The following is a 25,214-nucleotide window of genomic DNA, read 5'->3' as shown; positions in this document are numbered from 1 at the left end:
ATTATCGATATGAAGGATATAGGCTGAAATTGCAAGGGCAATCTTGTGCTAGCCTGCTTTTCGCACCTTCCCCAAGCCCAACATAGACGCCAGTTCCTCAACGGGGACAGGCTTACTGAAATAGTAACCCTGCCCGATATGACAGCCACGCTTTGCCAGATATTGCGCCTGCTGGGCGGTTTCGACACCCTCGCCGACAATCTCCATCTTCAGTGTCTTGGCCATGCCCAGCATCATCTCCACAATCGCATTGGCTTGTGGGTCATGCGGGGTACCGCCGACAAATTGGCGGTCAATCTTGAACGTATCGAACTGAAACTGGGTCAGGATTGCCAGGTTAGAATGACCGGTCCCAAAATCGTCAACAGCAAGCTTGACCCCAAGCTTGCGGAGCGGGGCCAGAATAGACCGTACTTTTTCCGGCTGGGTCACCGCAACGCTTTCTGTAATTTCCAGTTCCAGAAGGCGCGGTGGTAACCCACTATCAGCAATGGCTGACAGGATCATCTGCGTCAGCCTTTCGTCATTGAACTGGATCGGAGAAACATTAACGGCCAGATTGACCGACTGCCCCTGATTCATCCAATCGGCAGCATCCTTGGTGGCCTTGCGCATGATTTGTTCGCCAATCTCATCAATCAGACCCAAATCTTCCGCCAGACCAATGAAGACATTCGGGGAAGCCAAGCGGCCAGAGGCAAGCTTCCATCGGGCGAGCGCCTCAACCCCGTGAATCCGTCCAGTGCGCAGATTGATCTTGGGTTGATAGACGGGAATAAAGGCATTTGCTTCAAGCGCCTCACGCAGTTCAATCTCCAGCTTGCGCCTGGCATCATTCTGCCGATCAAGCTTGGGCGAATAGAACATATAGCCGGACTTGCCGTCCGTGGTCAGGCTCTGCAATGTGATCTGCAAAGCATGGAAGACACGTTGCACCGTATCGCCATCGTGCGGGATCAACGCAATTGAACCTGCGATCTCAGGCGTCAGGGAAACATCGCCAATCTCTAATACCTTTGACAGATCAGCACGCAAAGCACGGACAAGAACCGACAGATCATCGCGCGAGGTTAAACCTGAAACAAGGATGGTGAAGGTCTGCTCCCCGGTTCGGGCAAAGGCCTCCATATGCAGCCCGTTGGCCATGACGTCCGGATCGGAAACAGCCGCCTTAACCTTTTCGCCAATGATCCGAATAGCCGTTTCGGCATCGCCATAATTGAACCGATTACGCTGTGATGGCCAATTATCGATCCGCAGCATCAGAACAGCATAGGGGGTCTCTTCAGTGGCCAGATCCAAAGCCGCCTGCAAGTGCTGATCAAAGTCATAACGATTTGGCAGACCCGTACGTTCATCGCGCCGGGCAAGATTGCGATAGCGCTTAATTTCATTCTTCAGCCGCCGCGTTGTCATCAGCGCAACAGCGTTCAAACCTCGAAACTCCTTGAAGGAAACCGGCGGAATATCGACAAGCTGCAGCCGCTCTTCATCATAACTATCCACGTATCTCTGGACGATTTGCAGGTGCTTGGCCGCTACTTTCGTCAAGATACGGATCATCAGCGTGGCAATCGTTGCACACCCAAGGATCAAGGCGAAAGCCAAACCGTAGGGCAAAGGCGGCCGAAACGGCGCGATCGGCACAAGAACCATATCCGCGACGGGGACTTTCTCATCTCTGATTTTATATCGACGCCCGAACTCTTGCAGCTCGGCAGTATTCGCTGCGGTAATAGTCTGACCGCTACGCGTCGTAATCGTGCCGCCACGCGGCGCAAGAATATCGAGCTCAAGTTGAACTTCTTCATAATCCCCACGCAGCAAGGCCGGGGTGACAAGCTCAATGACGTGATTGGCATGCACATTGGCCTGCCGATTATAATCACGGCGCCATTCAACCTGATAGAAGACGGTAAAGATCGAGGCCAGAATGAAGCTAAGCACAAAGGCCGAGACGGGTAGAACGTCTACGAAGCTCGCACGGGATAACCGCCTTTGTATGGTACTCAGAATACTCAAACTCAGCCTTTATAAATCAGCACACACCCACCCATTTCTGGACTAAAATAAAATCTTTAGTGATTTCTGAACACAGACGCCCTACCTGTCAGGAATAACAGTTGATTGAGCCACCATGACCGACCGCATTGCCACAATTTCCCGCAAAACCAAGGAAACAGATATCACGGTAACCGTGAATCTGGATGGAACTGGCCAGACCGACATCGAGACCGGCATCGGGTTTTTCGACCATATGCTGGACGCTCTGGGGCGCCACAGTTTTATCGATCTGACTGTCCGCACCAAGGGTGATTTGCACATTGATGGTCACCATACGGTCGAGGATACCGGGATTGTCATCGGTCAAGCAATCAAAGAAGCCCTGGGCGATTTCGCAGGCATCACCCGCTATGGGCACGCCTATTTGCCAATGGACGAAACCCTGGCACGCGCCGCAGTCGATCTGTGCAAGCGCCCCTATTGTATTTTCAATGTCGATTTCAGCCGCGACAAGATTGGCGAAATGGATACCGAGCTTTTCCGTGAGTTCTTTTTTGCACTCGCGGGCAATGGCGGCATGTGCCTGCATGTTGAAAAGCTGTATGGTGAGAATTGTCACCACATCGCTGAGGCCTGTTTCAAAGCCACGGCCCGCGCGCTGAAAATGGCGGTGACGCCGGAACCCCGTCTTGGCGGAGCCCCGGCGAGCACAAAAGGCAGCCTCTAGGTCCTAGAGATCTTTCTGCGGGCAGATCAGGAACTTCTGGCCTGTCGTCTTGGCATTGTACTTCGCAACCACATCTGCCTGCAGTGCTTCGCTGAGCGAAATCTCGTCTGTGTAATGGCTGGCAAATGTGGTTTTCAGCTCATTGGCAACGCGGGTGCGCAGGCGAACCGCAACATCCTGCCCCGCTTTGGCGAGGAAGTTTGGCAACAGCCAACCACCCACACCCCAAGCCATACCATAGCCACGCGTGAGGGTTGTCGGGGAGGTATCGAGGCCGCCATAGAGATAGACCTGCTTGTGTGCGACTGAGCCATAGATGCTGTAAGCCCCCGGGGTCCGCGCCGCAGCTGCTTCCATAGCGCTCAGGATATCTGAAGCGAGCTTTCCGCCCCCTGTTGCGTCAAAGCCAAGTGTTGCACCCGTCTCATGAATGGCATCAGTCAAGTCAGCCATAAAGCTGTCCTTGCTGCTATTCACGACATATTTCGCGCCCATACCGCGCAGCAAGTCTTCCTGCTCCTGCTTGCGAACGATGTTAACCAGATCAACACCGTCTGCCTGACAAATCCGCACCAGCATCTGGCCAAGGTTTGAGGCCGCAGCCGTATGGACAATTGCGGTGTGACCCTCGCCGCGCATCGTCTCAAGGAAACAGAGCGCGGTCAGCGGATTCACAAAACAAGACGCTCCGTCTTTGGCTGTATGCCCCTCGTGCAGGGGCAGAGCCATCATCGCATCGACAGCGCGATACTGACCGTACATGCCGCCCCCCATCACCGCGACGACCTTACCCAGCAGGCTTTGAGCGTAATCACCCTCACCCGCTGCAACCACGGTCCCAGCGCCCTCATTCCCGACCGGCAGAGCCTGATCGATCCGCGCCTTCATGACCCGCATACCCTGTTCTGGAACAGGGGCAGTCAGGACAGTATCCGCGCCGGAACCGGAACTGGACGCTGCGGCCATATTCGACCAGCCGAACATCACGCCATGATCCGAGGGGTTGATCGGGGTCGCTTCGACCCGAACAATGATCTGTCCCGGCTTAGGCTCTGGCATATCCTTTTCGACAAGCTCCATGCACAACTCGCCATCGGAGGTCACAGTCGAGAGCATTTGTAAATATTTGGATGGAAGAGACATATCGGACCTCATTGGTTTGGGAAAAATCATTAATCTCTACTTGGGAGGGCCACGTCGCGGAAAGCCAAGCCCAAATCAGCAAAACTTTTTAAAAAACTTCAGACCGTTCAGCTCATAGCCACTTATGACGCTTCCCCTCTCCCCCTGCCTCCGCTAAGCAGCCCAGCATGAAGACCATCGCCCTCATCGACTATGACTCAGGCAATTTGCACAGTGCCGCCCGCGCGCTTCGTGTTGCAGCTAATGAGGCGAAGAAAACACGTGAAATTCAGATCACACGCGATCCGGATACGATTGCGTATGCCGATCGGATTGTCCTGCCCGGTGTTGGTCACTTTGCCGATTGCGCCGCTAATCTGCGCAAGCATGATGGCCTGATCGAAGCGCTGGAGGAGGCGATCCTGAAGCGCGGCGTCCCTTTCTTCGGGATTTGCGTTGGCCAACAATTGCTCGCAACACGGGGTCTGGAGGATGGCGAAACACCAGGTCTGAACTGGATCCCCGGAACGGTCGACCTGATCAAGCCAGGCGCTGATTATCGTGTCCCCCATATGGGGTGGAATGAGCTAACCCTGACACAGGATCACCCTGTTCTGGCAGGTCTCGGCGCTGAGCCGCACGTCTATTTCACCCATTCCTATGCTTATACGCAGATTGATGAGGCTCACATCGCTGCCCGCACTCATTACGGAACGCCACTCGTTGCCGCCGTGGCGCGGGACAATCTGTTTGCAACGCAGTTCCACCCCGAGAAGAGCCAGAAAACCGGGCTTAAAATCCTTTCCAACTTTGTCTTGTGGCAACCATGACCCTGAAAACGCGCATCATCCCCTGCCTCGATGTCAAAGATGGCCGCACCGTCAAAGGCGTCAATTTCGTTGACCTGCGCGATGCGGGTGACCCTGTTGCCTTGGCCAAAGCCTATGACGCGCAGGGCGCTGACGAGCTTTGCTTCCTCGACATCACCGCCAGCCATGAAGATCGCGGGACATTGCTCGATATTGTCAGCGCCACGGCTGAGCAGTGCTTCATGCCGCTTACCGTGGGTGGCGGGGTGCGCAGCGCCGACAACATGGTCCGCCTCTTGCGCGCTGGGGCCGATAAAGTCGCGATCAACTCGGCTGCGGTGGCCAATCCAGATGTCATCTCAGACTGCGCCGCACGCGCCGGGCGCCAGTGCGTGGTGGTCGCGATTGATGCGCGCCGCACAGGCGATCATTGGGAAATCTTCACCCATGGCGGGCGTAAAGGGACCGGGATTGATGCCGTTGCGTTTGCCAAACTCGCGCAGAGCAAGGGCGCTGGTGAAATCCTGCTGACCAGCATGGACCGTGATGGCACCAAGGCTGGTTATGACCTGCCCCTGACCAAGGCAATTACCTCAGCAGTGAATATCCCCGTGATTGCCAGTGGCGGTGCCGGCAAGGCTGATGACCTCGCACCGGCCATTCTGGAAGGTGGCGCAAGCGCGGTTCTGGCCGCATCGATTTTCCATTTTGGCGAAGTCACGCTAGAGGAAGCGCGGACAGCACTGACGCACGCTGGCGCGCCTGTCCGCCCATTCTGAAGGGAAAAACCATGACGACCCCGCTCGGCCCCGCCACAGACCTCGCTCAGGCGCTCGCTTATCTTGCCGAAACCGTGGATGAACGCGCAGAGGGGAACTCTGAAACATCCTACACGGCCAAACTCCTCTCAAAAGGCTCACTCCATTGCGGCAAGAAAATCGCGGAAGAGGGTGCAGAGCTTGCCTTGGCGCTCGCCGCACAGGGTGAAGCCGAAAGCGCTGCTGAGGCTGCTGACCTAATTTATCACATGCTGGTTGGCCTACGCAGCAAAGGGGTTACTCTGGATGATGTCGCTGCAGCCCTGATGAAGCGTCAGGGCATGTCAGGCCTTGCTGAGAAAGCTGCGCGCCCGGATTGATTACTCGCTTTCAGACTCTGCCACAGCGTCCGGCAGGACGGTTGCCTCAACCTCATACTGGCGCGCTGTACCAGGTAGCCTATGCACGAGCCGGCTTTCGTAAAGGGTGTCCGTCGGACCACATTCAGGCACCGCCACATTTGGCATAGGTGCCGTTTCGGGCATATCCCGCAGCACGCGACTATCACGATCCTCGGATAACGCCTCAACGGTTTCCTCACAGGTCACCGGGTCTTGCAAGGGCCCAATGGGCACTGGCATGATGGTCACAGATGTTTCCTGCATAAAGATGAGACTAGCAACGGCAAAAATACTCATTTCATATCCCCGAATTACTCAGAAAATAGTACCCGCAATCAAAAACAGAGAAAACACCTGAAAGAGAAAATAAATATTACAAATTCACTCTATTCGCGACATTTCATCAGATTACTCAAGGGGTGCTTATTGTGAGCCAACCTTATAAAACGCCGGACACAGACCTCTTTCAAACCCTCTGGGCAAAGCAGGACGGGCTATGTGCTCTTTGCGATCAACCCATGCTGCGCTCCCGGTTTGAAGCGGCACATGCAACCTTGTGGGCAAAACACCGGGCGACAATTGATCATATTCAGCCGCGCTCAAAAGGTGGGCGCGATGAGATAGAAAACCTGCAACTCGCCCATGCCACCTGTAACAAGATCAAGGGCAATAAGACCTAAAAGGCCCCTCACATCTTTGTCAGTCGCCTTGCATCTTTGCCATACCTGACCCAAGCAGTTTGGCATGACTGATATCGTTCGCCTCTGCACCGTTCAGGCTGCCCCAGCCTATTTTGATAAAGCCGCCAGCCTTGAAACGGCTCTCGACTGGATTGACCGTGCTGCGAAAGAAAACCCGGATGTCATCGCGTTCGGCGAAGCCTGGTTGCCGGGATACCCATTCTTTATCGACAGTCCATTGTCAGATGTCTGGTGGGACGCAGCGAGCGAGCTGCTTGCCAATGGCATTCTGATGGACGGCCCGGAAGTCACCGCGCTCCGTAAAGCGGCCAAGCGTGCCAAGGCCGATCTGGTCATCGGCGTGAATGAACTCGACCCGCAAACCCGCGCAACGCTCTATTGCACTATGCTGACCATTGGCCGTGACGGCACGGTCCTGAACCGTCACCGCAAGCTCAAACCCACCCATCATGAACGTTCAGTCTGGGGCGACGGGGATGCAAAGGGCTTAAAACCCGTTCAACGCGATTGGGGGCGGCTCTCATCGCTAAATTGCTGGGAACATAATGCCGTCCTGCCTGCTTATGCCCTGATGGCGCAAGGCGTTGATGTTCACGTTGCCGCATGGCCGGGGCGTGAACCTGAAACCGCTCCAACACAGCCGGTCTGGGCGCGGCAGCTCCTGCTCAGCCGCGCGTTTGCCAGTCAGGCCGGGGCCTGGGTCATCTGTTCGGCCGGATTGCGCATGAAAGCCCATGTTCCAGAGCGCTTTCAGCCACTCTACGAGTTCGACCATAATGGCGGGGCAGCCATCATCGATCCACGTGGAGAGGTCGTCGCTGGCCTGCTACGGGATGAAGAGGGTCTTCTGGTGGCCGATGCCGATCTTTCGCTAGCCCGGGCCTGCAAAGTCGCCAGTGATCCAGCCGGGCACTATTCACGGCCCGATCTTTTCCGTCTCGAAGTGGACGGAAAAGAGATTTACCCCGGTGAACGCGGATAGCCACAGCGCCTAAGGACGTTCCCTGACTTCCCCTTCATCCATGGAAAGCGTATGAGAGCGCCATGACCGAATACTTTACCCCGATCCCATTCCCGCTCTGGCAGGAAGACAAGCAGGCTTTCGCTGACGCGCTGGGCCGCTCTTTCCGTGAAACAGGCTTTGCCGTGATTTCAGATCACCCCGTCAATCAGGAAACGATTGACCGCATGATGGTAGCCTCGAAGGATTTCTTCGCGCTGCCGGAAACGACAAAAGAGACATACCATGATGCCAAAGGGGGTCGCCAACGCGGCTACACACCTTTCGGCGTTGAAAGCGCCAAAGGCAATCCAAACGCGGACCAGAAAGAGTTCTGGCACACGGGCCGCGCTTTGCCAGAAGATAGCCCGTACAAAAAAACCATGAAAGACACGCCGAGCGTTGGCGAGGTCGAGGGATTTGATGAGGCCACGCGGGCCTTTTTTGAGGCCATGGACGCATTTGGCGCTGACTTGCTCAGAGGTGTTGCGCTTCACCTTGGCCTTGAAGAAAACTGGTTCGACGACAAGGTGAATTTCGGCAATTCAATTCTGCGTCTTCTGCATTATCCGCCGCAGGATAACCCGCCACCGGAAGGCACCGTTCGTGCTGGCGCCCATGAAGACATCAATGTCATCACGCTCCTGCTCGGGGCCGAGGAAGCTGGTCTGCAGGCGCTTCACCGCTCCGGGGAGTGGCTCAGCGTCAGCCCGCCCGCAGGCTCACTCGTGATCAATTGCGGAGATATGCTGCAACGCCTGACCGCAGGTGTCCTGCCCTCGACAACGCACCGCGTCCTGAACCCGGCGCCCGAGCGCGCGAAGTTCCCACGCTACTCAACGCCATTCTTCCTGCACTTCAATCAGGATGTGATGATTGAGGCTCTGCCACAATGTGTTGCGGAAGGCGGCACAGCCGAGCCACCGATTACTGCGCAGGACTATCTGATGGAGCGTTTACGCGAGATTGGCCTCGCGGCTTAACCAGTCTTCCCGCGTTATTTCCCAAACCAGCGAAGGACGGGTTGTCCCGTCCTCGCGCACACTGACAATCTCGCCTTTGCGTTCAAACCCTAAATGGTCGAGCATTTTGGCGGTACGGACATTATCGAGCGCCGCCGTAGCGCAAATCAATTCAAGGCTAAGCGCCTCAAACATCCAGTCAAAGCTCGTAATGATACCGCGCGTTCCCTCACGCCGTCCTTGTCGGTCTGACCGCAGGGCTCCGGCAAGATCACCTGCCCCCCATTCCGGCCAGATCTGGATATCGGAATAGCCAACCACATCTCCGTCCGGGCTGACCCGCAGAAATAGCAAACCCTCACCCCGGGCGCGTTCTTCCAAGTGGCGCACAATGAAAGCTTCCACAGTTTGCACAGTCAGGGGCCGTGGCAAGGAGTAGATTGGCGCATGAACCGCTGGATCAGACAGAAGCTGGCAAAGCTTCTCTGCATCCTGTGGCTCGGCGAGACGACTGGTATCCTCACTGCTGCTGGCCAGCGCCGTCGCCTGCCTCACACGATCGCGAATAGCCTGCACTTTATTTGCTGGCAAAGCGTGTCGGGTGATCGGGATGCTACTCATGCATGCTCTGCCAGAAAGTCTTCAACATCCGCCCGCCACGGCAAGCTTGGCTGGGCTCCCGGTCTGGTCACGGCAAGTGCCGCAGCAGCTGAGGCAAAGCGTAAAGCCGCTTCAGGGGCTTGCTTCTCTGCCAATGCCACACAAAGCGCGCCGCAAAATGTGTCCCCAGCCCCGGTTGTATCAACCACAGGCACATTAAAGGCAGGGGCGCGCGCGATTTCCTGACCCGCCTTGAAAAGAGCCGCGCCATCCCCGCCCAAGGTCAGAGCAACCAGACCTTCGCCCTGATGTATGGCCTCGCCATAGTATGCCGCTTCAATCTCGTTGACGATGATCAAGTCCATGGTTTCCAGAAGGGGTTGAGGCACCGCAATCGCTGGCGCGAGATTAACCGCAAACATGGCTCCGGTTTCCTGCGCGCGAGTACTGGCACCGGTAATCGCTTCAATCGGCACTTCCAACTGGCACAGAATGATATCGCAACCCGGCAGAAGAGCGGCATCGTGGGTCTCAACGCGGGCATTTGCTCCACTCGCGACCGTGATCTGGTTTTCCCCATCCGGCGAGACAGCGATCAAGGCCACGCCTGTGCTCTGTCCGATTTCAGACATGACGGCAGAAACATCAACGCCATCCTTGCGCAGCAATTCAAGCGCAGATTCAGCCAGTGCGTCCGATCCAACCCGGCCAGCCATGAAGACATCTGCGCCAAGACGCTGCGCCGCAAGGGCCTGGTTTGCCCCTTTGCCGCCGGGGTGTTGGGCAAATTGAGCCCCGGTCACCGTCTCCCCTGGACGCGGCAAAGGCGCGCCACTGGCGACGAGGTCCAGATTAACCGACCCAACAACACCTATGCGTACACTCATGCCGCCCCCTCCAACATCGCGCAAAGCGCCTTGAAGACGCCCTCAACGTCAGCCTTATCATACCACAAAACAGGCCCATCATCAGCGAAATGCGGGATCGTACGCCCAAACTGCTCACCCTCTTGCGTGACCACAGACACATGCGCCCGCCGCCCCTCAAACAAATGCGGATAGGCCAGCGCAATCACGGTACTCGGATCATGCAAGGGCGCATCTCGGCGGCCTTTGGCGGAGAATTCCAGCTTGCAGGACGCCTCCAGAAAAGCAGCGGCATAGTCAGCCTGTGATGTGTCAACCGCTCGCACCTGCGAGAGCCTATCCTTGGTTGTGCGCAGGGTATGAGTGACATCCAGACTCAAACACCGGATGGGTAGACCGCAACCAAACACGGCCGCTGCCGCATGCGGGTCAGCATAGATATTAAACTCGGCAAATGGCGTGATATTACCACCTTCACGATCTGCGCCACCCATTAAGACAATCTCGCTGATCCCTTCCATAATATCCGGAGCCATTGTCAGGGCCAAAGCCATATTGGTCATTGGACCAGTCATCACCAGCGTCAGAAGATCCGATTTCGCGGCGCGGCAATGCTCGATTAGGGCATTTACTGCGTGTGTCGGTGACAAGGGCGCAGAAGGCTCTGGGACATCAAGACCACCAAGACCCGTTGTGCCATGAAAGTCTTCTGCCGTGACCGGGTCACGCAATATGGGGCGCGGTGCCCCGGCATGAACCGGAATATCCTCGCTATCGGCAAGTGTACGGATAATCCGTCCATTCTGCGCCGTCTGAGCGCCACCGACATTTCCGGCCACGGTCGTGATCGCCACCACATCCAGCAAAGGTGAATGGCAGGCCGCGAGTAACGCCACCGCGTCATCAAGGCCCGGGTCACAATCAATCAAAATTCTGGTCATACCATTTCCTGCGCCGCCAATTTCCCCTTGGCAAGGCCTAGCCGCATCACCTTGCGCAAGCTAAATCAACCCAGACCCACTTCTATCAGGAGCAAGACATGTCCGTTGCAGACTTTCACGATTATCAACAAGGCGGTGAAACCTATGAAGGCTTCCTCGCCATGCCAAAATCAACACCAAAAGGCGTTGTTCTGGTTGCCCATGCCTGGGGCGGTCAATCTGACTTTGAACGCGATAAGGCGAAATGGCTTGCTAGCCTTGGCTATGCCGGATTTGCTGCTGACGTTTACGGCAAGGGCAAGCGCGGCGAGACCAATGAAGAGTGCGAGGCGCTGATGACGCCACTCGCCAGCAATCGCCCGGAACTGCAATCGCGCCTGGCGCATGCACTATCTGTTGCGAAAGAAGCCTCAGGCGTCAGCAAAGCCGCCGCAATCGGTTTCTGCTTTGGTGGTCTGTCCGTTCTCGACATGGCACGCACGAATATGGGCGTTGAAGGCGTTGTCTCCTTCCATGGCCTGTTCGGTGCACCGGGCAACACAGCCGATACGATTACACCAAAAGTCCTCGCCCTGCATGGTTGGGACGACCCAATGGCGACCCCGGATGATGTCATGGCCTTCAGTAAGGAAATGAGCGCCGCGAAAGCCGATTGGCAGCTTCACGCCTATGGCGCCACGATGCATGCCTTCACAAACCCGGCCGCAAATAATCCGGACTTCGGCACTGTTTACAATGCCGAAGCGGATCGCCGCAGCTTTGCCGCGGCTGCGGACTTCCTCAACGAAGTTCTGGGATAGACCGTGTCTCTATCGCGCCGCACCGCGCTCGCCTTAATCCCCTCAGGGGTCCTGGCAGGTGCCTGCGGCGGCTTTGCGCGAGTTCGCTTATCAATAGCGGGCCTTGTAGAGGGGCCGCCTCTAGAGCGCGCGCCAGCCGCAGGCTATGTGCTCATGCAAGGTGGCAAGGTTATCGCATCCGAGGCGGTCGGTGAGGCGATTATCGGGCAGCGCGCCTTCACGATACGCAGCCCGTTCCGTGCCGCGTCAGTCTCAAAGCTGGTCACCACCATGGTCGCGCAGAAGCTGCATAATGATGGGGTCCTTGATCTTGATGCGCCACTAGCCCTCTCTGATGAGATCATTGCGCCTGCCCTTACCCTACGCAGTCTTCTGTCCCACACGTCAGGTATAAGCGATCCGGACGTCTATTGGCTCGCCCATCCCAAGTCGATTGAACCCTTAGTCACGCGCACTCTGTTGACCCGTAAGACAGATGCGAGCTTTGAATACTGCAATCTTGGCTATGGGATTGCAGCAACCGTGATGGAAGACGCTACCGGGCGGCGCTTTGATCACCTCGCCCGCAATCTCGTCCTGGCGCGAGACGGTCTGGATGCTGGCTTTAACTGGTCTGGCGTTAGCCCAGAAAAACGCGCGACAGGGGCTGCACTCTATCGAGAAAACGCCGCGGGCTGGCAGACCCAGACCGATGGCCCGGACATCCTGAGGCGCTCAGATCCCGCCATCTTGCTTGAAACTGGCGCCAGTCTTTCAACGTACACGCCGGGCCTGAACGGAACCCTGTTCTCCCCACAAGGGGGCTTGCGGGCCAGCCTGCTGGACCTTGCGACCATAGCCGGGCGCCTGAAATATTCGCCAGAGCTTACAAGGCCTGTCTGGACGCTGAATGAAGATGCCAGCAATGGTCTCCATGATCAGCGCTATTTCACTCAGTTCGGCACCGGGGTGCACATTCATCCCGCAGCAGAGTCCCTGTGGCCCGGGCAAACCCTGTGGGGCCATCATGGCGAGGCTTATGGTCTCTATTCCGGGGCCTGGTACGCGCCGGATCTCGATCTGAGCTTTGCCTATGCTGTCACAGGCACCCCCGAAACCCCGCCCGCACGTAGCGTTAAGCATCCAGCTCTAAACACGTTTACCGAAGCGCTGATGGACGCGGTGCTTGCAGCTTATGAGAATAGCCCAGCCGCCAGATAAAGCGCGATTGCGCCCAATCCTGCGACCAACGCATAGGGCAATTGCGTGCGCACGTGCTCCATGTGATCACAACCTGATGCGAGCGAGGCAATAATCGTCGTATCCGAGATCGGGGAGCAGTGATCGCCAAAGACACCCCCGCCCATCACAGCTGCGACCGCGAGCGGCAAGGGAATACCCGCGCCAACCGCCAGCGGGATCGCAATTGGCACCAGGATGCCATAGGTGCCCCAGCTGGTGCCAGTGGTGAAACTGGTAATCCCGGCAGCAACAAACAGGATAGCCGGAATTGCAAACGGCACCGGAATATCCGCCGCCATGGCCGCAATGAACTCGCCTGTCCCAAGCGCCTTCAAACTATCGCCAAGCACCAGAGCCAGAAAGATAACGGTTACCGCCGGTAACAAGTCGCCCATACCTTTAAAGCCAATATTGACGGCTTCGCCTTTGGCCCGGCGTGACAGCAGCAGGAAGATAAACGCGACCGCAGTTGCCAGGATAACCGCATAGAGGATCGAGGTAGAGCCTGAGCCCCGGCGAATATCACCCTCCCCTGTCCAGACCATGAAACCAAGCGCCCCGCCAATCAGAATGAGAAGCGGTATACCCATGTAAATCGCTTTACTCGGTGCCTCAACTTGATCATCGGCAGGGACACCATCGGCGGCCTCACTGGGCGGGCTCCAATTGGCTTCAACCCGCGCCATCGGTCCGAACGTGCGCCCGATGAGGACAGTCGCAAACACCCCGGCAATGGTCAGCAAGGGATAGAAATTGAGCATGATGGTCTGAAACAGGACGCCAAACTCGTTCTCTACCCCATTATTGGCCATCAAAGTTGCAATATACGCGCCCCAACCATTCAGCAGGATCAACACGCTGATCGGCGAACACGTGGAGTCGATAATGTAAGCAAGGCGCGCCCGGCTAACCTTAAGCCGATCAAACAAGGGCCGCCCAAGAACACCGCTCGCCAGCAAGCTGACATTGGTTTCGACAAAGATCAGAACGCCAGAAATGGCACTGACAAGCCCCGCCCGGCGCGGTGTTGAGGCAAGACCACTGGAATGCAGCTTCTCTACCATCGCGCTAATCCCACCAGAACGCTGCATATAGGCTATCAGCGCCCCGATAATCAGACAGAATAGCAGGATGCGCGTGTTACCCGTGCTACCAAAAACACCGACCGCCCGATCAATCCCGGCCAGAACACCAAGCCCCGGATTATACGATGCAATCAGGGTCTCTGAGAGAATGATGGCCAGACCCAAAGCCCAGTAAACATTGCGCGTCCATACGGCCACAGCAAGCGCGGCGACGGGCGGCAGTATGGTCAGCCATTCCATGTTTTAGTTCAGCACATCAGGCGAAACGAGTTCAGACGTTCGAGCCGCTTCAGCCGCTCGCATCAGGCGCATCATGTTACCACCCCAGATCTTCTCGACATCTTCTTTTGTGTATCCGGCTGCCAGCAGATCTCTGGTAATCTTCTGCAGCATCGAAACGTCCGACATGCCGTCAACACCTCCGCCGCCATCCCAGTCGCCACTGATGCCAACATAGTCTGGCCCAATCAGCTCCAGAACATGGAATGTGTGCTCCATGAACTTCTCATAGGTCGAGCGAGGGCGTGGATACTCACGCTCAAGTTCCATTCGGGCAGCGCGCCATGCCGCGAGGGTCGCCTCATCCATTTCCGCAGGATTGGCCCCATACTGAGCTTCAAGCGCAGCAAGCGCTTCAACGCGCTCTGGCGATGGCTGCAACGCCTCCAGATATCCCCCAAAGATATTCATCTGGATGACACCACCACTGGTCGCGAGTTCTAACAGCAAGTCATCACCGATGTTTCGTGGATGATCAAAGATCGCCGTTGCTCCCGTATGGGACAGAATTATGGGCGTCGTCGAGAGCGCGATCATGTCCCGCACCGTATCGTCACTGGCATGACTGCCATCGAGGATCAGGCCCAAACGGTTCGCCTCACGAACCAATTCTTCGCCCAGCGGACTGAGGCCTTCATACAGGGTCTCAATATCTGTAGCACTGTCAGCAAACTGGTTATTGGCAAAGTGGACCGGCGCGATCATCCGCAAGCCGCCGATATAGAATGTCTCCAGAAGGCTGACATCTGTGGCCAGCGGATAGGAATTCTCCATGCTCTGGAAAACAACCTTTTTCCCTTCAGCCAGAATGCGCTCAGCGTCATCTGCGGTGAAAGCCAAAGCGACCTTGTCATGGTATTTTGCGGCGAACTCACGAATGGCGGCCTGACGCATAATACCATGCGTGCGGGCTGCCCGGTAACTCGCTTCATCCAGTGGTCCCTGACGGGTGTAGATCACCCAGAACCCGCCATCCAGGCCGCCCTCATTCATGCGAGGATAATCCACATGCGTGCCATGCTCTTCCCATGTCTGACGCTCAAGAAAGCGATACTCCGGCGTGTGAAACAGTGCCGGCGTGTCGAGATGGCTATCAAACACCATGATAGACTCGTGAAAATCGTCCGCTTCAGACATCACTGTTGCCTGTTCAGGGCTCAGGATATCGCTCCCTGAACCATCCAGAGCCGGGGCGCAGGAGGCAAGAAATAGGGGCAGACAGGCAAGTCCAGCTCTCAGCATCATATCAATCTCCAAGTCTTCACAGTTTGATAGCGTAAACCCTGACGGCAACAAGTCGTGAGCGCGAAAAACACTGCTCTGGATTATTTTTGGAACCTTTTTGGGCTTGCCACATAGATATTATGAAGCCCGCCCGCTTCACATACTTATGCCGATGAGGGTTCCCCTCATCGGCACTTTCTCAGGATACCTTCGCCTTGCAGGCGATCAACAAATTGGAACCTTGGTTTCAATTCTTCCCAATACCTGGCCAGCACGCTTTGTGCTGGCCTTTTTCTTATTGGCGATTCATTAGAGCGAGGCTGATCACCGCCTTCACATGCTCGCGTGAAAAAGGCTTTGGAACGAGATATGTCGGCTCCCCTTCCAGCCCTCTGAGAAGGTCCTTGGGATATGCTGTGATAAAAATAACCGGGGTCTCTTCCGGCAAGCTCATGGCCGTTACAGCGTCAGGACCGGTTGAACCATCCGCGAGGCGCACATCCGCAAGGACAAGCCCGGGCTGCCCCCTTTCATAGACCCGCAAAGCGGTATCCTTCGTCGCCGCGATGCCAAGGACATTGTGCCCCAACTCTCGGCATAGTGTTGAGATCTCATGCGCGATCAAAGGCTCATCTTCTATGATCAGAATATCTGTCGCGAGTGATGACATGATTTGATATTCTGCATCGGCCAGCAAGTCGCCAACCTGCCCCATAGGAATATCAAGCACTTTGGCGATCTGCTCATCAAACAACTCTTCAACGGCATATAGAATGAGCGCTCTACGCGCGACCGTACCGGTCGCATTGTCTCTCAGCTCCAGATCAACCGCGCGATAGAGATCAGCCTGATCGACCGACCGCTCGTCCTCAATTTCTGTTAAACGCATCAAGGCTGCGGCGACCGCTTTATCGCCTAAAACAGTCGACCCTGTGACAGCACGCGCATATCGGCGCATGAAAGGTAGGTTCTGTTCAACAAGTAAGGCAAGTGACATGAAATTCGTATATCCTGAAAGCCCGCAATATGTATGCTAGTTTTCCACGGAGACCTTAACGATTAGAATAGATAGATACGCTAAATCAATAGAGTTTGAAGGAACAGGATTTGTCCAAACCGAAGCCAGACAAAAACACTGAAAAAGTTGTGAAAGGCCCCAAGACGTGGACCTCGAACAGCGCAATCGGTGCTGCGCTTCGCAAAGCCTATAGCGATGTTGCCAACGAACCTATTCCTGAAGACCTCGACCGATTACTTGATGTGTTGCGAAAGAAAGAAACTGACCGTTAATAGAGGTGTTATATGGCTATCTTTCGGGCGATAACCATTTTACATAGGTATGCATGATCTTCGCGGATGAACTCAAGAAAATCCTTCCGGACTTGCGGGCCTTTGCGCGCAGTTTGGCGAGAGATACAGTTCATGCTGACGACCTGGTTCAGGAAACCTGCCTACGCGCCTGGAATGCCCGGGACCAATTTGACACGTCCCGTCCCTTTCGTCCGTGGGTCTTCCGTATTCTGAGAAACGCCTTTTATGAGCGCAGCCGACGCATGGCGCGTCGCGTTGATATGGAAAACGAGTTTTTTGAAAGCGCCCTGGTCGAGCAATGTCGCCTTGAGGAGCGTTCCGATCTCGCCCGGATGACCAAAGCGATTTATTCGCTCAAAGCCAAGCAGCGGGACGCCTTCATTCTCGTCGTCGTAGCTGGCTTCACTTATGAGCAAACGGCTGAAATCTGTGAAACGACGGTCGGTACCGTCAAAAGTCGCGTCAGCCGTGCCCGCGAGCTAATTCTGGCGGTTTATGAAAGCAGCGCACCTGTCAGAATTGCCGACGATGCGGCCACTTTGGATCTGGAGGATCCAATGGAAACCTTTGGGGCGCACTTGCGAAGCCTGCAAGGCAACACGTTTGCGGCCTGATCCAAAACACTGCACAGGCGCTGATCAACCTTCCTCGCGAAGTTTCGCCCAATGTTTCAAACGCTCACGGATGGGACCTTCACGTCCTTCTCCTTTAGGCGTGTAGAAGGTTTCTCGCTGCATCTGATCAGGAAAATAGTTCTGCCCTGAAAACCCCTGCTCGGTGTCGTGATCATAGGCATAGCCAGCGCCATAGCCCTGATCCTTCATCATCGCTGTCGGCGCATTCAGGATATGTTTTGGCGGCATCAATGAGCCCGTCTTTCGCGCCGCCGAGCGAGCGCGCTTAAGCCCCACATAAGACGCATTTGACTTTGGCGCTGTTGCAAGATGCACGACCGCATGCGCCATCGGGATCAGCCCTTCAGGCTCACCAAGACGCTCAAACGCACGCGCCGCCTCGCCTGCGACCATCATTGCGGTTGGGTCCGCAAGTCCAATATCTTCACTCGCCATAACGATCAGACGCCGCGCGATAAAAAGCGGATCTTCACCGCCCTCAAGCATGCGCGCAAACCAGTAAAGCGCAGCATCCGGATCTGAACCACGAACCGATTTATGCAAGGCAGAAATCAGATTGTAATGCTCTTCGCGATCCTTGTCATAAGCGGGGGCGCGCTTTTGCAGAAGTTCCGTCAGGCGCTCAACCGACAAGACCTCATCTGACTTGGCGATTGTAAAAACCTGCTCGGCGAGATTGAGCAAATAACGCCCATCCCCATCCGCCATATCAATCAGAGCCGATCGGGCGCGCTCGTCTACCGGTAAGGCGCGTCCGACCAAAGCCTCAGCCCGTTCAAGCAATGTCGCCGCAGCATCCGTTTCAATTCGGTTTAGAACCAGAACGGCGCACCGTGAAAGAAGCGCTCCATTTAGTTCAAAGCTCGGATTTTCGGTTGTCGCGCCAACCAGCGTGACCGTTCCAGCCTCAACGTGTGGTAAGAAACCATCCTGCTGCGCACGATTAAATCGATGAATCTCATCGACAAAAAGGAGGGTCCCCTGCCCCAGAGCGCGCCTTTGCTGCGCTGCCTCAAAGACAGCACGCAAGTCTTTCACGCCTGAAAAAATGGCTGAAATCGCTTCAAAATGAAGATCGGTTTCGGCGGCGAGCAAGCGCGCAATTGTCGTCTTACCGACACCGGGAGGCCCCCACAGAATAATCGATGAAAGCTGGCCATGCTCAAGCATCCGGCCAATTGCTCCGTCGGCCCCAAGTAAATGGTCCTGCCCCACCACCTCACCCAAGGTCTGGGGGCGCAAACGATCCGCCAATGGACGCGGCGCAGACTCCGACAGGTCGGATGCAGAAAACAGATCACTCATGCCATCAGCCATAATCACCGCATGCTCATTTGATAAGCATGAGAATGGCATCTGTACGTCAACAAGTAAAGAACAAAAGAAGAACTTTGTCTCTTGTGAAAATATCTACTAGAGCACTACCGTTCCAGAAATCCGCCGACCATTACGATCAATTTCAATCGCCCAGCGCCCCTGATCCCGATCTAGGGCAATCTCAAGCTCTTCAAGCGTACGGACCGTTTGCCCATCAATTGAACGGATAATGTCACCGGGTTGCACAATCCGGCGCGCATAAGCGCGGCGTAGAACACGCGTAACCAAAACCCCGGTCTCAAATGGATCCCGCCCCAACTCTTCAGCCAGTCGCGGGCTAAGCTCAGCCACTTCAGCGCCTGTGAATGGATGTCGCCCCTCAAGCAATGTCAGGTCAGCCTCTGTTGCGCCCGGAGGCGGCGCCAGTGTCACATCAATCGCCCGCTCGCGCCCACTGCGCAAAACCGTCAGCTCACTGACCTCACCAGGCGAGCGCGTGGCCGCGAGGAACTTCAAGCCCCGTTCATCAAAGACTTCCCGGCCATCAATCGCCAGCACGAGGTCGCCACGGCGCAGCCCCGCATCATCACCGGGCCCTTCTTCATAGACCTCACTGATGATGACACCGACGGGGCGATCCAGTCCCTGAGCCTTGGCAATATCGAAGGTGACTGATTGGCCTTTAATCCCGAGCCATGGGCGCACAATCATGCCCTCATTGACCGCCGCATCGACAACGCGCTTGACCATTTCAGACGGGATCGCAAAGCCAATGCCATTTGAGCCGCCAGAGCGCGAGAAGATCGCGGTATTCACACCAACCAGTTCACCACGCGTATTGACCAGCGCGCCGCCGGAATTCCCCGGGTTCACCGCCGCATCCGTCTGCAAAAAGAAGGCATAATCGGATACGCCAACATCGGTTCTGGCCGTCGCCGAGATAATCCCGCTTGTGACGGTCTGACCCACACCAAACGGGTTGCCCAAAGCCAGCACAAGGTCGCCAACCTCAACGCCGCGTGTGTCAGCATAGTCGAGCGCAGGCAGTGTTTCTTCGCCAACATCAATCTTAAGCACCGCTAAATCCGTGCGCTCATCAGCAAGGATCAATTCGGCTTCATACTCACGGCGATCCGAGAGGACGACGAGAAACTCATCGGCCCCATCAATCACGTGATTATTGGTCACGATTACACCATCACCGGACAGGATCACCCCGGAGCCAAGTGAATTCTGCACCCGCTCTTGCGTGCCCGGACCGGTCCGAAAACGCCGTCCGAAAAAGTCGCGCATGACCTGGCTGCGTTGCACCGTTTTCTTGGTGTAGACATTGACCACAGCAGGCGCGACATCGCGGACCAGTGGCGCATAGCTCATCTGGACTTCTTCGCGCGTCTGGGGGACTTCCTTGATCACATCGCCCCAAAGCCCTTGCGCCTTGGCCTGATAAAGCGGACTCACCAGCAAGAGGATCAGGGCCACAAGCAGGATAAGAACCCCAGCCAGCAGTTTCGAGACATGTTTTGTCATGGGATTTGTATAGGACATGATTGTGGCTCTATTCCGGCAGTGAAACGGACGCAATCGGGCGGTTGATGACATTTCAGTCAGAGACAGATCAGCAAAGCAAGCCCTTATGATCCATTCCGGGCGTTTAGCGCTTGCAGGTTCCGCTCATGATCCGCCCGTGAGATGCGATAAAAGCTGATACACAATAGCATCAGCATCCACACAGTGAGCAGGGTGCCGGCATAGCCCCAGCCAAGCGAGCGGACCGCTTCTTCACTAGCATCGGCAGGGCGGATACCGGGCTGCAAAGTCGCGACAGCAAGGATCAAAGACGCTGTAACAACGCCAATCCCCTGCGCCAGTTTGCGCACGAATGTGATCCCGGCAAAGAACGTGCCCTCTGATCTACGCCCGGTGGAAAGCTCGCTCTCCTCAACAATATCCGTGATCATTGCAGCAGCCAGCATCTGATAGGCGATGATCAGAGCGACATCGAAAACCGTCACGAAGAGAATGATGTAAAACAGTTCTGGTGTTCCGTTCGGCGGGAGGAGACCGAACTGTCTTGCGAAAACAGGCGCGGGGGCCAGCGTAAACGCCATCAATCCGATGATGATTGCAGCTTTCTTCTTACCCCAGATACGCCCGGCTAAGGGCGCGAGGATGAGAGCCATGATCGCAGAAATGTAAATTGCAAAAGTCAGAAGGCCGATCTGGTCGCTCGTGAAATTCCAGAAGAAGCCATTGATATACTGGTTCAGGGTTGCCGAAATCCCAGTCGCCAGAAATCCAAACAGACTGGCCAAGAACAAGGCGCGGAAAGACTTATTCGATAGCGTTTCCCAGATCTCGCTGAAAATCTTGCCAAGCGTTAAAGACCGTTGTGGGGGCGGGCTTTGCAAATGTGGAATGCGGTGATGGGTACCCGCCGCTGTAATACCGATACAGATGAAAATGATACTCGCGCCGAGCAAACCATAGGCATGCCAACCGGGGAGGTAAAAGAAACCCTGAACATCATTCTCTGTTGGCTGCAGCAGAAACAGGAACAGGATGATCTGAACGCTCAAGCCGCCAACCCAGGCAAAGAAGTAACGGAAAGACATCAAGCTCGTCCGCGCATCATAGTCTTGCGAGAGTTCCGCGGCGAGGCTGAGGCTCGGCACCTCAAACAGCGTATATCCAACCCGAACGATAATCGTGACGGTCAGGAGCCAGAAGAACAGATTTGTTCCCTCCAGCCCCGATGGTGGGTTCCAGACAAAGAAATAAGCAATCGCTACAGGCACCATTGCAGCATAAAGAAACGGATGCCTCCGCCCCATCTTGGAGCGCAAATTATCCGACCAATAACCCACGATGGGATCGGACACCGCATCGACCAGCAGCGCAATCCAGATCGCAGCGCCAACCCAAAGTCCGGGCAATCCCAGAACCTGACTGTAGAAAAGCAGCAAGACATAGTCGAAGCCATTATTCTTGACCCCACCTGCTGCACCCCCAATGCCATAGGCGATACGGGTTAGCATACCTGGCGCGCGCGCCTGTGCCTCGCTCATGTCTCCTCCATATGTTGTGGCGGGCCTCTCTGATGGGCCCGCTCACGAAATCATGTTGAGGCTAAAGCCCCAGAACCATCTTCGACATGATGTTGCGCTGGATCTCATTTGAGCCCGCATAAATCGATGTCTTGCGATAGTTGAAATAGCTTGGCGCGATCGGAGCCGCATAATCCGGGGTTGGAATATCCGCATTCGCGCCAGCGCGTGCGAGCGCAAATGTGTCCTGAACGAATGGGGCCGCATAACCACCAACCGCCTCAAGCGAGAGTTCTGTGATGGCCTGTTGCGCTTCCGAGCCTGCACATTTCAGCATCGAGCTTTCCGGCCCAACCGCTTGGCCTGCCGAGAGGGCAGAGAAGATACGCAGCTCTGTGGCGTTCAACGCCTCAATTTTCATCTCCATCGCCGCAATCTTGCGTTGGAAATCTGGATCATTCAGCAGCGGCTCGCCACCAGACTGCTCAACACTTGCAAGCTTCTTGGTCTTAGCCAGCGCATTCTTCAGACCCGGCGCATAAGCATTCCCTCGCTCGAACTGCAGCAGGTATTTCGCATAGGTCCAGCCCTTATTCTCTTCACCAACCAGTGATTCCTTGATAGGCACGCGGACATCCTCGAAGAAGACCTGATTGATCTCCTGCTGGCCATCAACTGGTCCATCAAGGGTTGGCAAAGATCCAATCGAAATACCCGGCAGATCCATCGGGAAGATCAGGAAGCTGATCCCTTCCTGCGGTTTGCCCTCTTTCGAGGTTCGCACGAGACAGAAAATCCAATCGGCAAACTGGGCCTGAGTGGTCCAGATTTTCGAGCCATTCAGGACATACTCATCGCCATCGCGAACCGCGCTCATCTGAAGTGACGCGAGATCAGACCCGGCACCCGGCTCTGAATAGCCCTGACACCACCAGACTGTGGAATTCTTGATCTTTGGCAGGTGCTCGGCCTTCTGCTCATCATTACCGAAGGCCATGATCACAGGCGCCACCATGGATTTCCCCATGGGCGAAGTATTTGGAGTCCCTGCTGCGGACATTTCCATATTGAGGATATAACGCTGTCCGGCAGACAGGCCCGGCCCACCAAACTCCGTTGGCCAGTTGGCAACAAACCAGCCCTTATCGTCGAGCTTGCGCTGCCACTCAATCATGCCTTCCTTATCGAGATAGCCATTCTTTGACAGGGCATTTTTAGCGCGCAGCTCTGGGGTGTAGGCTTCAGCGATCCAATCGCGGACCTCTTTCTGGAAGGCGCGATCTTCAGGGGTAAATGACAGGTCCATCTTATCGGCTCCTATTCCACAATGTCGTAATAATCGATCTCTGGCGCACCAGCGAGGCAAGGCCCAAGCTTTGCCCCCGCCGCAGCGAAATAGTCGGTCTTACCGTGGGCTTTCAGCGCGTCTTCAGAGGCATACTCTTCCATAAAGATGTAGGTGTCCGCCTCCTTCTTGGACTTGTAGAGCTGATACGTGGTGGTTCCGGCCTCATTCGCCTTCACCTTGGCCATCAGGTCTTTCGCAACCTCTTCGAACTCGGCTTCCTTACCCGGGGCGATTTTCAGCTTCGCAACAACGCCAATCATGGCTTCCTCCAATATCTTATCTTCCACATTTTATGGTATGGAGCCTGACGCGCACGGCAAGCCCTCACCTTGCGGCATTGGATCAGCAAAGAGGTCCCTAGCCCTTAAAAGCCGTCACCTCGATCTCGACCTTCATCGCCGGTTCGATCAAGTCTGCGATCACCATGGTCGCTGCTGGTCGGATATCCCCAAGCCAGCGCTCAAGCACAGGGCGCAAGTCCGGCACAAAATCCCTGTCCGTTACCGTGTATTGAACGCGGGCAATATCCTGCATCGCGAATTCAGCCTCTTTCAGGACGGCCTCAATCGTCGCGAAACAGTTCTGCGCCTGCTCTGCAACCGCGCCCGGCATCATCATGGATGTATAGTCATACCCGGTGACCCCGGAGACAAAGCACCAGTCGCCCTGCACGACCGCGCGGGAATACCCCATCGTCTTTTCAAAAGGCGACCCAGTTGAGATAAGGCGTCTTGAACTTGGCATGCTGACTTTCCCTTCTTCCGTCGCGCTCTATTGTTTCAGAAAACAAACGGGAGGCCCACCATGCATTCAACGCTTATTCTGTGTAGCGCTTCTTTGATTATCCTGACATTGTTGCTCGCCTTCTGGACCAGCCTGCAACGCGGGTCGAGCAAGACGATTGCCTATAACGCCCCATTGGAACCAACATCCGGCATGGCCAAAGCCCAACGCGCGCATGGCAACGCCGCCGAATATGCCGCGCTTTTGGTTGGCTTGTTTATTATGACCGGGTTTGCCTATGCCGGGCGCGATCTTGGCCTCGCCGTAACAAGTCTGGTTATCGCCATCACCGCCTCGCGCTTTTTGCACGCGCTTGGCTTCCTGATGTGCGCCACACTGGAAAAGCCTCACGTGCTCAAAGCCATCGGTGCCCTGATCACCTATCTCGGGGGCCTCGCACTCAGTGTCATGGTGATCCTGAAGGCGCTTTAGTCGCGACAATCGCAAATTCAGAGTTTCGCTCATTGTATGGGGAACCCGCGACATCTCCATACAGTCGACTTACAGTAAATCCAGCATCCGAAAATTCCTGCTCTAAACTTTCAGGACTAAAGTACTGTAGCCAGTTATACACTGTCTCCGGCACGCCATTTTCGGGGAAGAGGCTGTACTTATCGAGCACAACAGACTCGTCATCATACTTGAATGTGTTGAGGAAGCAGTAATAGTCTCCCTCAAACCAGAATTGGTTGAGCTGGTTTTTCTCATATATCGTGACTTCTTCACGCTGGGCATAGGCCGCCATGGAATAGACATCCATGAGGAGCCCCCCCTCATCCTTGAGGCATGCATGAAACTGCTTCAGCAGAGTTTTGCGTTGTGCCGGGCTTAACGCACAGAAATCGCACATGATCATGGTGAGCAGATCGAACGGCTCCTGAGGCTCAAACTCAAGATAGTTCGTATGAATGTAATCAATTGTGTGCCGATGCTGCTTTGCTTGCTCGCGGGCGTAGCGAAGGGAATTTTTAGAAAAGTCCAAGCCTGTCACGCGGGCACTGGATTTTGCGAAGCGAGACGTATAGAGGCCAGGACCACACCCAAAATCACAAACTGATTTATCGGGACCGAGTTCAAAATGCTCTGCGATCCATTGCGAAGAGCGATTTATGAAGTCGATATTTCTGGAAGATACATCAACTTTTTCATTCAGATGCAGCGCGAGCATCTGCTTTGAGCGATAGCCATCTGTCCATAAGGAATCTGCTGTATATCGCGAGAAGACTTCTGGCTTCGCGTTGATTTCATTCAATAATTCATACATTCGAAGCGA

General features: G+C 55.5%; 28 protein-coding genes. 12 read left to right on the top strand and 16 right to left on the bottom strand.

The genetic code is table 11. The annotated features are described in order from the left end of the window. Window positions 1–48: 48 nt before the first annotated feature. On the bottom strand, window positions 49–2,022 hold the full coding sequence (locus RYZ27_RS00175) for a putative bifunctional diguanylate cyclase/phosphodiesterase (RefSeq protein ID WP_406680340.1): 1,974 nt from the start codon (window positions 2,020–2,022) through the stop codon (window positions 49–51). A 115-nt stretch (window positions 2,023–2,137) separates the two neighbouring features. Here RYZ27_RS00175 and hisB point away from each other — a divergent pair, with 115 nt between their 5' ends. Next, window positions 2,138–2,731: an imidazoleglycerol-phosphate dehydratase HisB gene (gene hisB, locus RYZ27_RS00170; protein ID WP_406680339.1), complete on the top strand. Its 594-nt coding sequence runs from the start codon at window positions 2,138–2,140 to the stop codon at window positions 2,729–2,731. Window positions 2,732–2,734: 3 nt separating this feature from the next. Here the strand turns inward: hisB and RYZ27_RS00165 are convergent, their stop codons facing one another. Continuing rightward, window positions 2,735–3,874 carry a zinc-binding dehydrogenase gene (locus RYZ27_RS00165; RefSeq protein WP_406680338.1) on the bottom strand — a complete coding sequence of 380 codons (1,140 nt, stop codon included), beginning with the start codon at window positions 3,872–3,874 and terminating at the stop codon, window positions 2,735–2,737. Between the two features lie 167 nt (window positions 3,875–4,041). Between RYZ27_RS00165 and hisH the strand changes: the two genes are divergently transcribed. Genes hisH through hisE form a run of 3 tightly spaced genes read left to right on the top strand, consistent with a single transcriptional unit; the run spans window position 4,042 to window position 5,800 of the window. After that, window positions 4,042–4,683 carry an imidazole glycerol phosphate synthase subunit HisH gene (gene hisH, locus RYZ27_RS00160; protein WP_406680337.1) on the top strand — a complete coding sequence of 214 codons (642 nt, stop codon included), beginning with the start codon at window positions 4,042–4,044 and terminating at the stop codon, window positions 4,681–4,683. Further along, window positions 4,680–5,441, top strand: coding sequence for an imidazole glycerol phosphate synthase subunit HisF (gene hisF / locus RYZ27_RS00155; RefSeq protein ID WP_406680336.1), 762 nt, complete (start codon window positions 4,680–4,682; stop codon window positions 5,439–5,441). Before hisH ends, hisF begins: the two co-directional genes overlap by 4 nt. Before the next feature lie 11 nt (window positions 5,442–5,452). After that, window positions 5,453–5,800, top strand: coding sequence for a phosphoribosyl-ATP diphosphatase (gene hisE / locus RYZ27_RS00150; RefSeq protein WP_406680335.1), 348 nt, complete (start codon window positions 5,453–5,455; stop codon window positions 5,798–5,800). On the opposite strand, the gene RYZ27_RS00145 is transcribed toward hisE, so the two are convergent. Further along, window positions 5,801–6,118, bottom strand: a complete 318-nt coding sequence (locus tag RYZ27_RS00145; RefSeq protein WP_406680334.1) for a hypothetical protein — start codon at window positions 6,116–6,118, stop codon at window positions 5,801–5,803. 131 nt (window positions 6,119–6,249) lie between these two features. Between RYZ27_RS00145 and RYZ27_RS00140 the strand changes: the two genes are divergently transcribed. From RYZ27_RS00140 to RYZ27_RS00130, 3 genes are all read left to right on the top strand, one after another. Then, entirely contained in the window at window positions 6,250–6,501 is a 252-nt protein-coding gene (locus RYZ27_RS00140) for an HNH endonuclease (RefSeq protein ID WP_406680333.1), read from the top strand. Between the two features lie 64 nt (window positions 6,502–6,565). Beyond that, a complete protein-coding gene (locus tag RYZ27_RS00135) occupies window positions 6,566–7,504 on the top strand; it encodes a carbon-nitrogen hydrolase family protein (protein WP_406680332.1) in 939 nt (312 codons plus the stop codon). A 62-nt stretch (window positions 7,505–7,566) separates the two neighbouring features. Then, on the top strand, window positions 7,567–8,505 hold the full coding sequence (locus RYZ27_RS00130) for an isopenicillin N synthase family dioxygenase (protein ID WP_406680331.1): 939 nt from the start codon (window positions 7,567–7,569) through the stop codon (window positions 8,503–8,505). Here the strand turns inward: RYZ27_RS00130 and RYZ27_RS00125 are convergent. Genes RYZ27_RS00125 through RYZ27_RS00115 form a run of 3 tightly spaced genes read right to left on the bottom strand, consistent with a single transcriptional unit; the run spans window position 8,479 to window position 10,891 of the window. Further along, the gene (locus tag RYZ27_RS00125) at window positions 8,479–9,105 is read right to left on the bottom strand and encodes a GNAT family N-acetyltransferase (protein ID WP_406680330.1); all 627 of its coding nucleotides are present in this window, start codon (window positions 9,103–9,105) and stop codon (window positions 8,479–8,481) included. The two genes, RYZ27_RS00130 and RYZ27_RS00125, sit on opposite strands and share 27 nt — an antisense overlap. Next, on the bottom strand, window positions 9,102–9,971 hold the full coding sequence (locus tag RYZ27_RS00120) for a ribokinase (protein ID WP_406680329.1): 870 nt from the start codon (window positions 9,969–9,971) through the stop codon (window positions 9,102–9,104). Before RYZ27_RS00120 ends, RYZ27_RS00125 begins: the two co-directional genes overlap by 4 nt. Further along, entirely contained in the window at window positions 9,968–10,891 is a 924-nt protein-coding gene (locus tag RYZ27_RS00115; protein WP_406680328.1) for a nucleoside hydrolase, read from the bottom strand. The genes RYZ27_RS00120 and RYZ27_RS00115 overlap by 4 nt, the downstream gene beginning before the upstream one ends. 98 nt (window positions 10,892–10,989) lie before the next feature. Here RYZ27_RS00115 and RYZ27_RS00110 point away from each other — a divergent pair, with 98 nt between their 5' ends. Together RYZ27_RS00110 and RYZ27_RS00105 are read left to right on the top strand one after the other, a co-directional pair. Continuing rightward, window positions 10,990–11,691, top strand: a complete 702-nt coding sequence (locus RYZ27_RS00110; RefSeq protein ID WP_406680327.1) for a dienelactone hydrolase family protein — start codon at window positions 10,990–10,992, stop codon at window positions 11,689–11,691. A 3-nt stretch (window positions 11,692–11,694) separates the two neighbouring features. After that, window positions 11,695–12,891 (top strand): serine hydrolase domain-containing protein, encoded by a 1,197-nt coding sequence (locus RYZ27_RS00105; protein WP_406680326.1) that lies wholly within the window; start codon window positions 11,695–11,697, stop codon window positions 12,889–12,891. Here RYZ27_RS00105 and RYZ27_RS00100 read toward each other — a convergent pair. The 3 genes from RYZ27_RS00100 to RYZ27_RS00090 all read right to left on the bottom strand — a co-directional run bounded on the left by RYZ27_RS00100 (window position 12,864) and on the right by RYZ27_RS00090 (window position 16,497). Next, window positions 12,864–14,237: a Na+/H+ antiporter NhaC family protein gene (locus RYZ27_RS00100; protein ID WP_406680325.1), complete on the bottom strand. Its 1,374-nt coding sequence runs from the start codon at window positions 14,235–14,237 to the stop codon at window positions 12,864–12,866. The two genes, RYZ27_RS00105 and RYZ27_RS00100, sit on opposite strands and share 28 nt — an antisense overlap. A 3-nt stretch (window positions 14,238–14,240) precedes the next feature. Continuing rightward, window positions 14,241–15,521, bottom strand: coding sequence for a dipeptidase (locus RYZ27_RS00095; RefSeq protein WP_406680324.1), 1,281 nt, complete (start codon window positions 15,519–15,521; stop codon window positions 14,241–14,243). A 274-nt stretch (window positions 15,522–15,795) separates the two neighbouring features. Next, on the bottom strand, window positions 15,796–16,497 hold the full coding sequence (locus tag RYZ27_RS00090; protein WP_406680323.1) for a response regulator: 702 nt from the start codon (window positions 16,495–16,497) through the stop codon (window positions 15,796–15,798). A gap of 110 nt (window positions 16,498–16,607) precedes the next feature. Between RYZ27_RS00090 and RYZ27_RS00085 the strand changes: the two genes are divergently transcribed. After that, on the top strand, window positions 16,608–16,790 hold the full coding sequence (locus RYZ27_RS00085; RefSeq protein ID WP_406680322.1) for a NepR family anti-sigma factor: 183 nt from the start codon (window positions 16,608–16,610) through the stop codon (window positions 16,788–16,790). Between the two features lie 53 nt (window positions 16,791–16,843). Further along, window positions 16,844–17,425, top strand: a complete 582-nt coding sequence (locus RYZ27_RS00080; protein ID WP_406680321.1) for a sigma-70 family RNA polymerase sigma factor — start codon at window positions 16,844–16,846, stop codon at window positions 17,423–17,425. 24 nt (window positions 17,426–17,449) lie between these two features. Here the strand turns inward: RYZ27_RS00080 and RYZ27_RS00075 are convergent, their stop codons facing one another. The 6 genes from RYZ27_RS00075 to RYZ27_RS00050 form a co-directional block, all read right to left on the bottom strand. Beyond that, the gene (locus tag RYZ27_RS00075) at window positions 17,450–18,751 is read right to left on the bottom strand and encodes a replication-associated recombination protein A (protein ID WP_406680320.1); all 1,302 of its coding nucleotides are present in this window, start codon (window positions 18,749–18,751) and stop codon (window positions 17,450–17,452) included. 108 nt (window positions 18,752–18,859) lie between these two features. After that, window positions 18,860–20,293: a Do family serine endopeptidase gene (locus RYZ27_RS00070; protein ID WP_406680319.1), complete on the bottom strand. Its 1,434-nt coding sequence runs from the start codon at window positions 20,291–20,293 to the stop codon at window positions 18,860–18,862. A gap of 104 nt (window positions 20,294–20,397) precedes the next feature. Beyond that, window positions 20,398–21,831: an MFS transporter gene (locus RYZ27_RS00065; protein ID WP_406680318.1), complete on the bottom strand. Its 1,434-nt coding sequence runs from the start codon at window positions 21,829–21,831 to the stop codon at window positions 20,398–20,400. A gap of 61 nt (window positions 21,832–21,892) precedes the next feature. After that, a complete protein-coding gene (locus tag RYZ27_RS00060) occupies window positions 21,893–23,116 on the bottom strand; it encodes an acyl-CoA dehydrogenase family protein (protein ID WP_406680317.1) in 1,224 nt (407 codons plus the stop codon). 11 nt (window positions 23,117–23,127) lie between these two features. Next, window positions 23,128–23,445 carry a putative quinol monooxygenase gene (locus RYZ27_RS00055; RefSeq protein WP_406680316.1) on the bottom strand — a complete coding sequence of 106 codons (318 nt, stop codon included), beginning with the start codon at window positions 23,443–23,445 and terminating at the stop codon, window positions 23,128–23,130. Window positions 23,446–23,515: 70 nt separating this feature from the next. Beyond that, window positions 23,516–23,902, bottom strand: coding sequence for a RidA family protein (locus RYZ27_RS00050; protein ID WP_406680315.1), 387 nt, complete (start codon window positions 23,900–23,902; stop codon window positions 23,516–23,518). A gap of 60 nt (window positions 23,903–23,962) precedes the next feature. Here RYZ27_RS00050 and RYZ27_RS00045 point away from each other — a divergent pair, with 60 nt between their 5' ends. After that, on the top strand, window positions 23,963–24,373 hold the full coding sequence (locus RYZ27_RS00045; RefSeq protein WP_406680314.1) for an MAPEG family protein: 411 nt from the start codon (window positions 23,963–23,965) through the stop codon (window positions 24,371–24,373). Here RYZ27_RS00045 and RYZ27_RS00040 read toward each other — a convergent pair. Further along, on the bottom strand, window positions 24,348–25,205 hold the full coding sequence (locus RYZ27_RS00040) for a class I SAM-dependent methyltransferase (protein WP_406680313.1): 858 nt from the start codon (window positions 25,203–25,205) through the stop codon (window positions 24,348–24,350). The two genes, RYZ27_RS00045 and RYZ27_RS00040, sit on opposite strands and share 26 nt — an antisense overlap. Window positions 25,206–25,214: the final 9 nt, after the last annotated feature.

The sequence above is a fragment of the Hyphomonas sp. FCG-A18 genome, assembly GCF_045287255.1.
GTDB lineage: Bacteria > Pseudomonadota > Alphaproteobacteria > Caulobacterales > Hyphomonadaceae > Henriciella.
The sequence above is the reverse complement of the archived record's forward strand: the minus strand, read 5'-3'. Positions and strand labels throughout refer to the sequence as shown.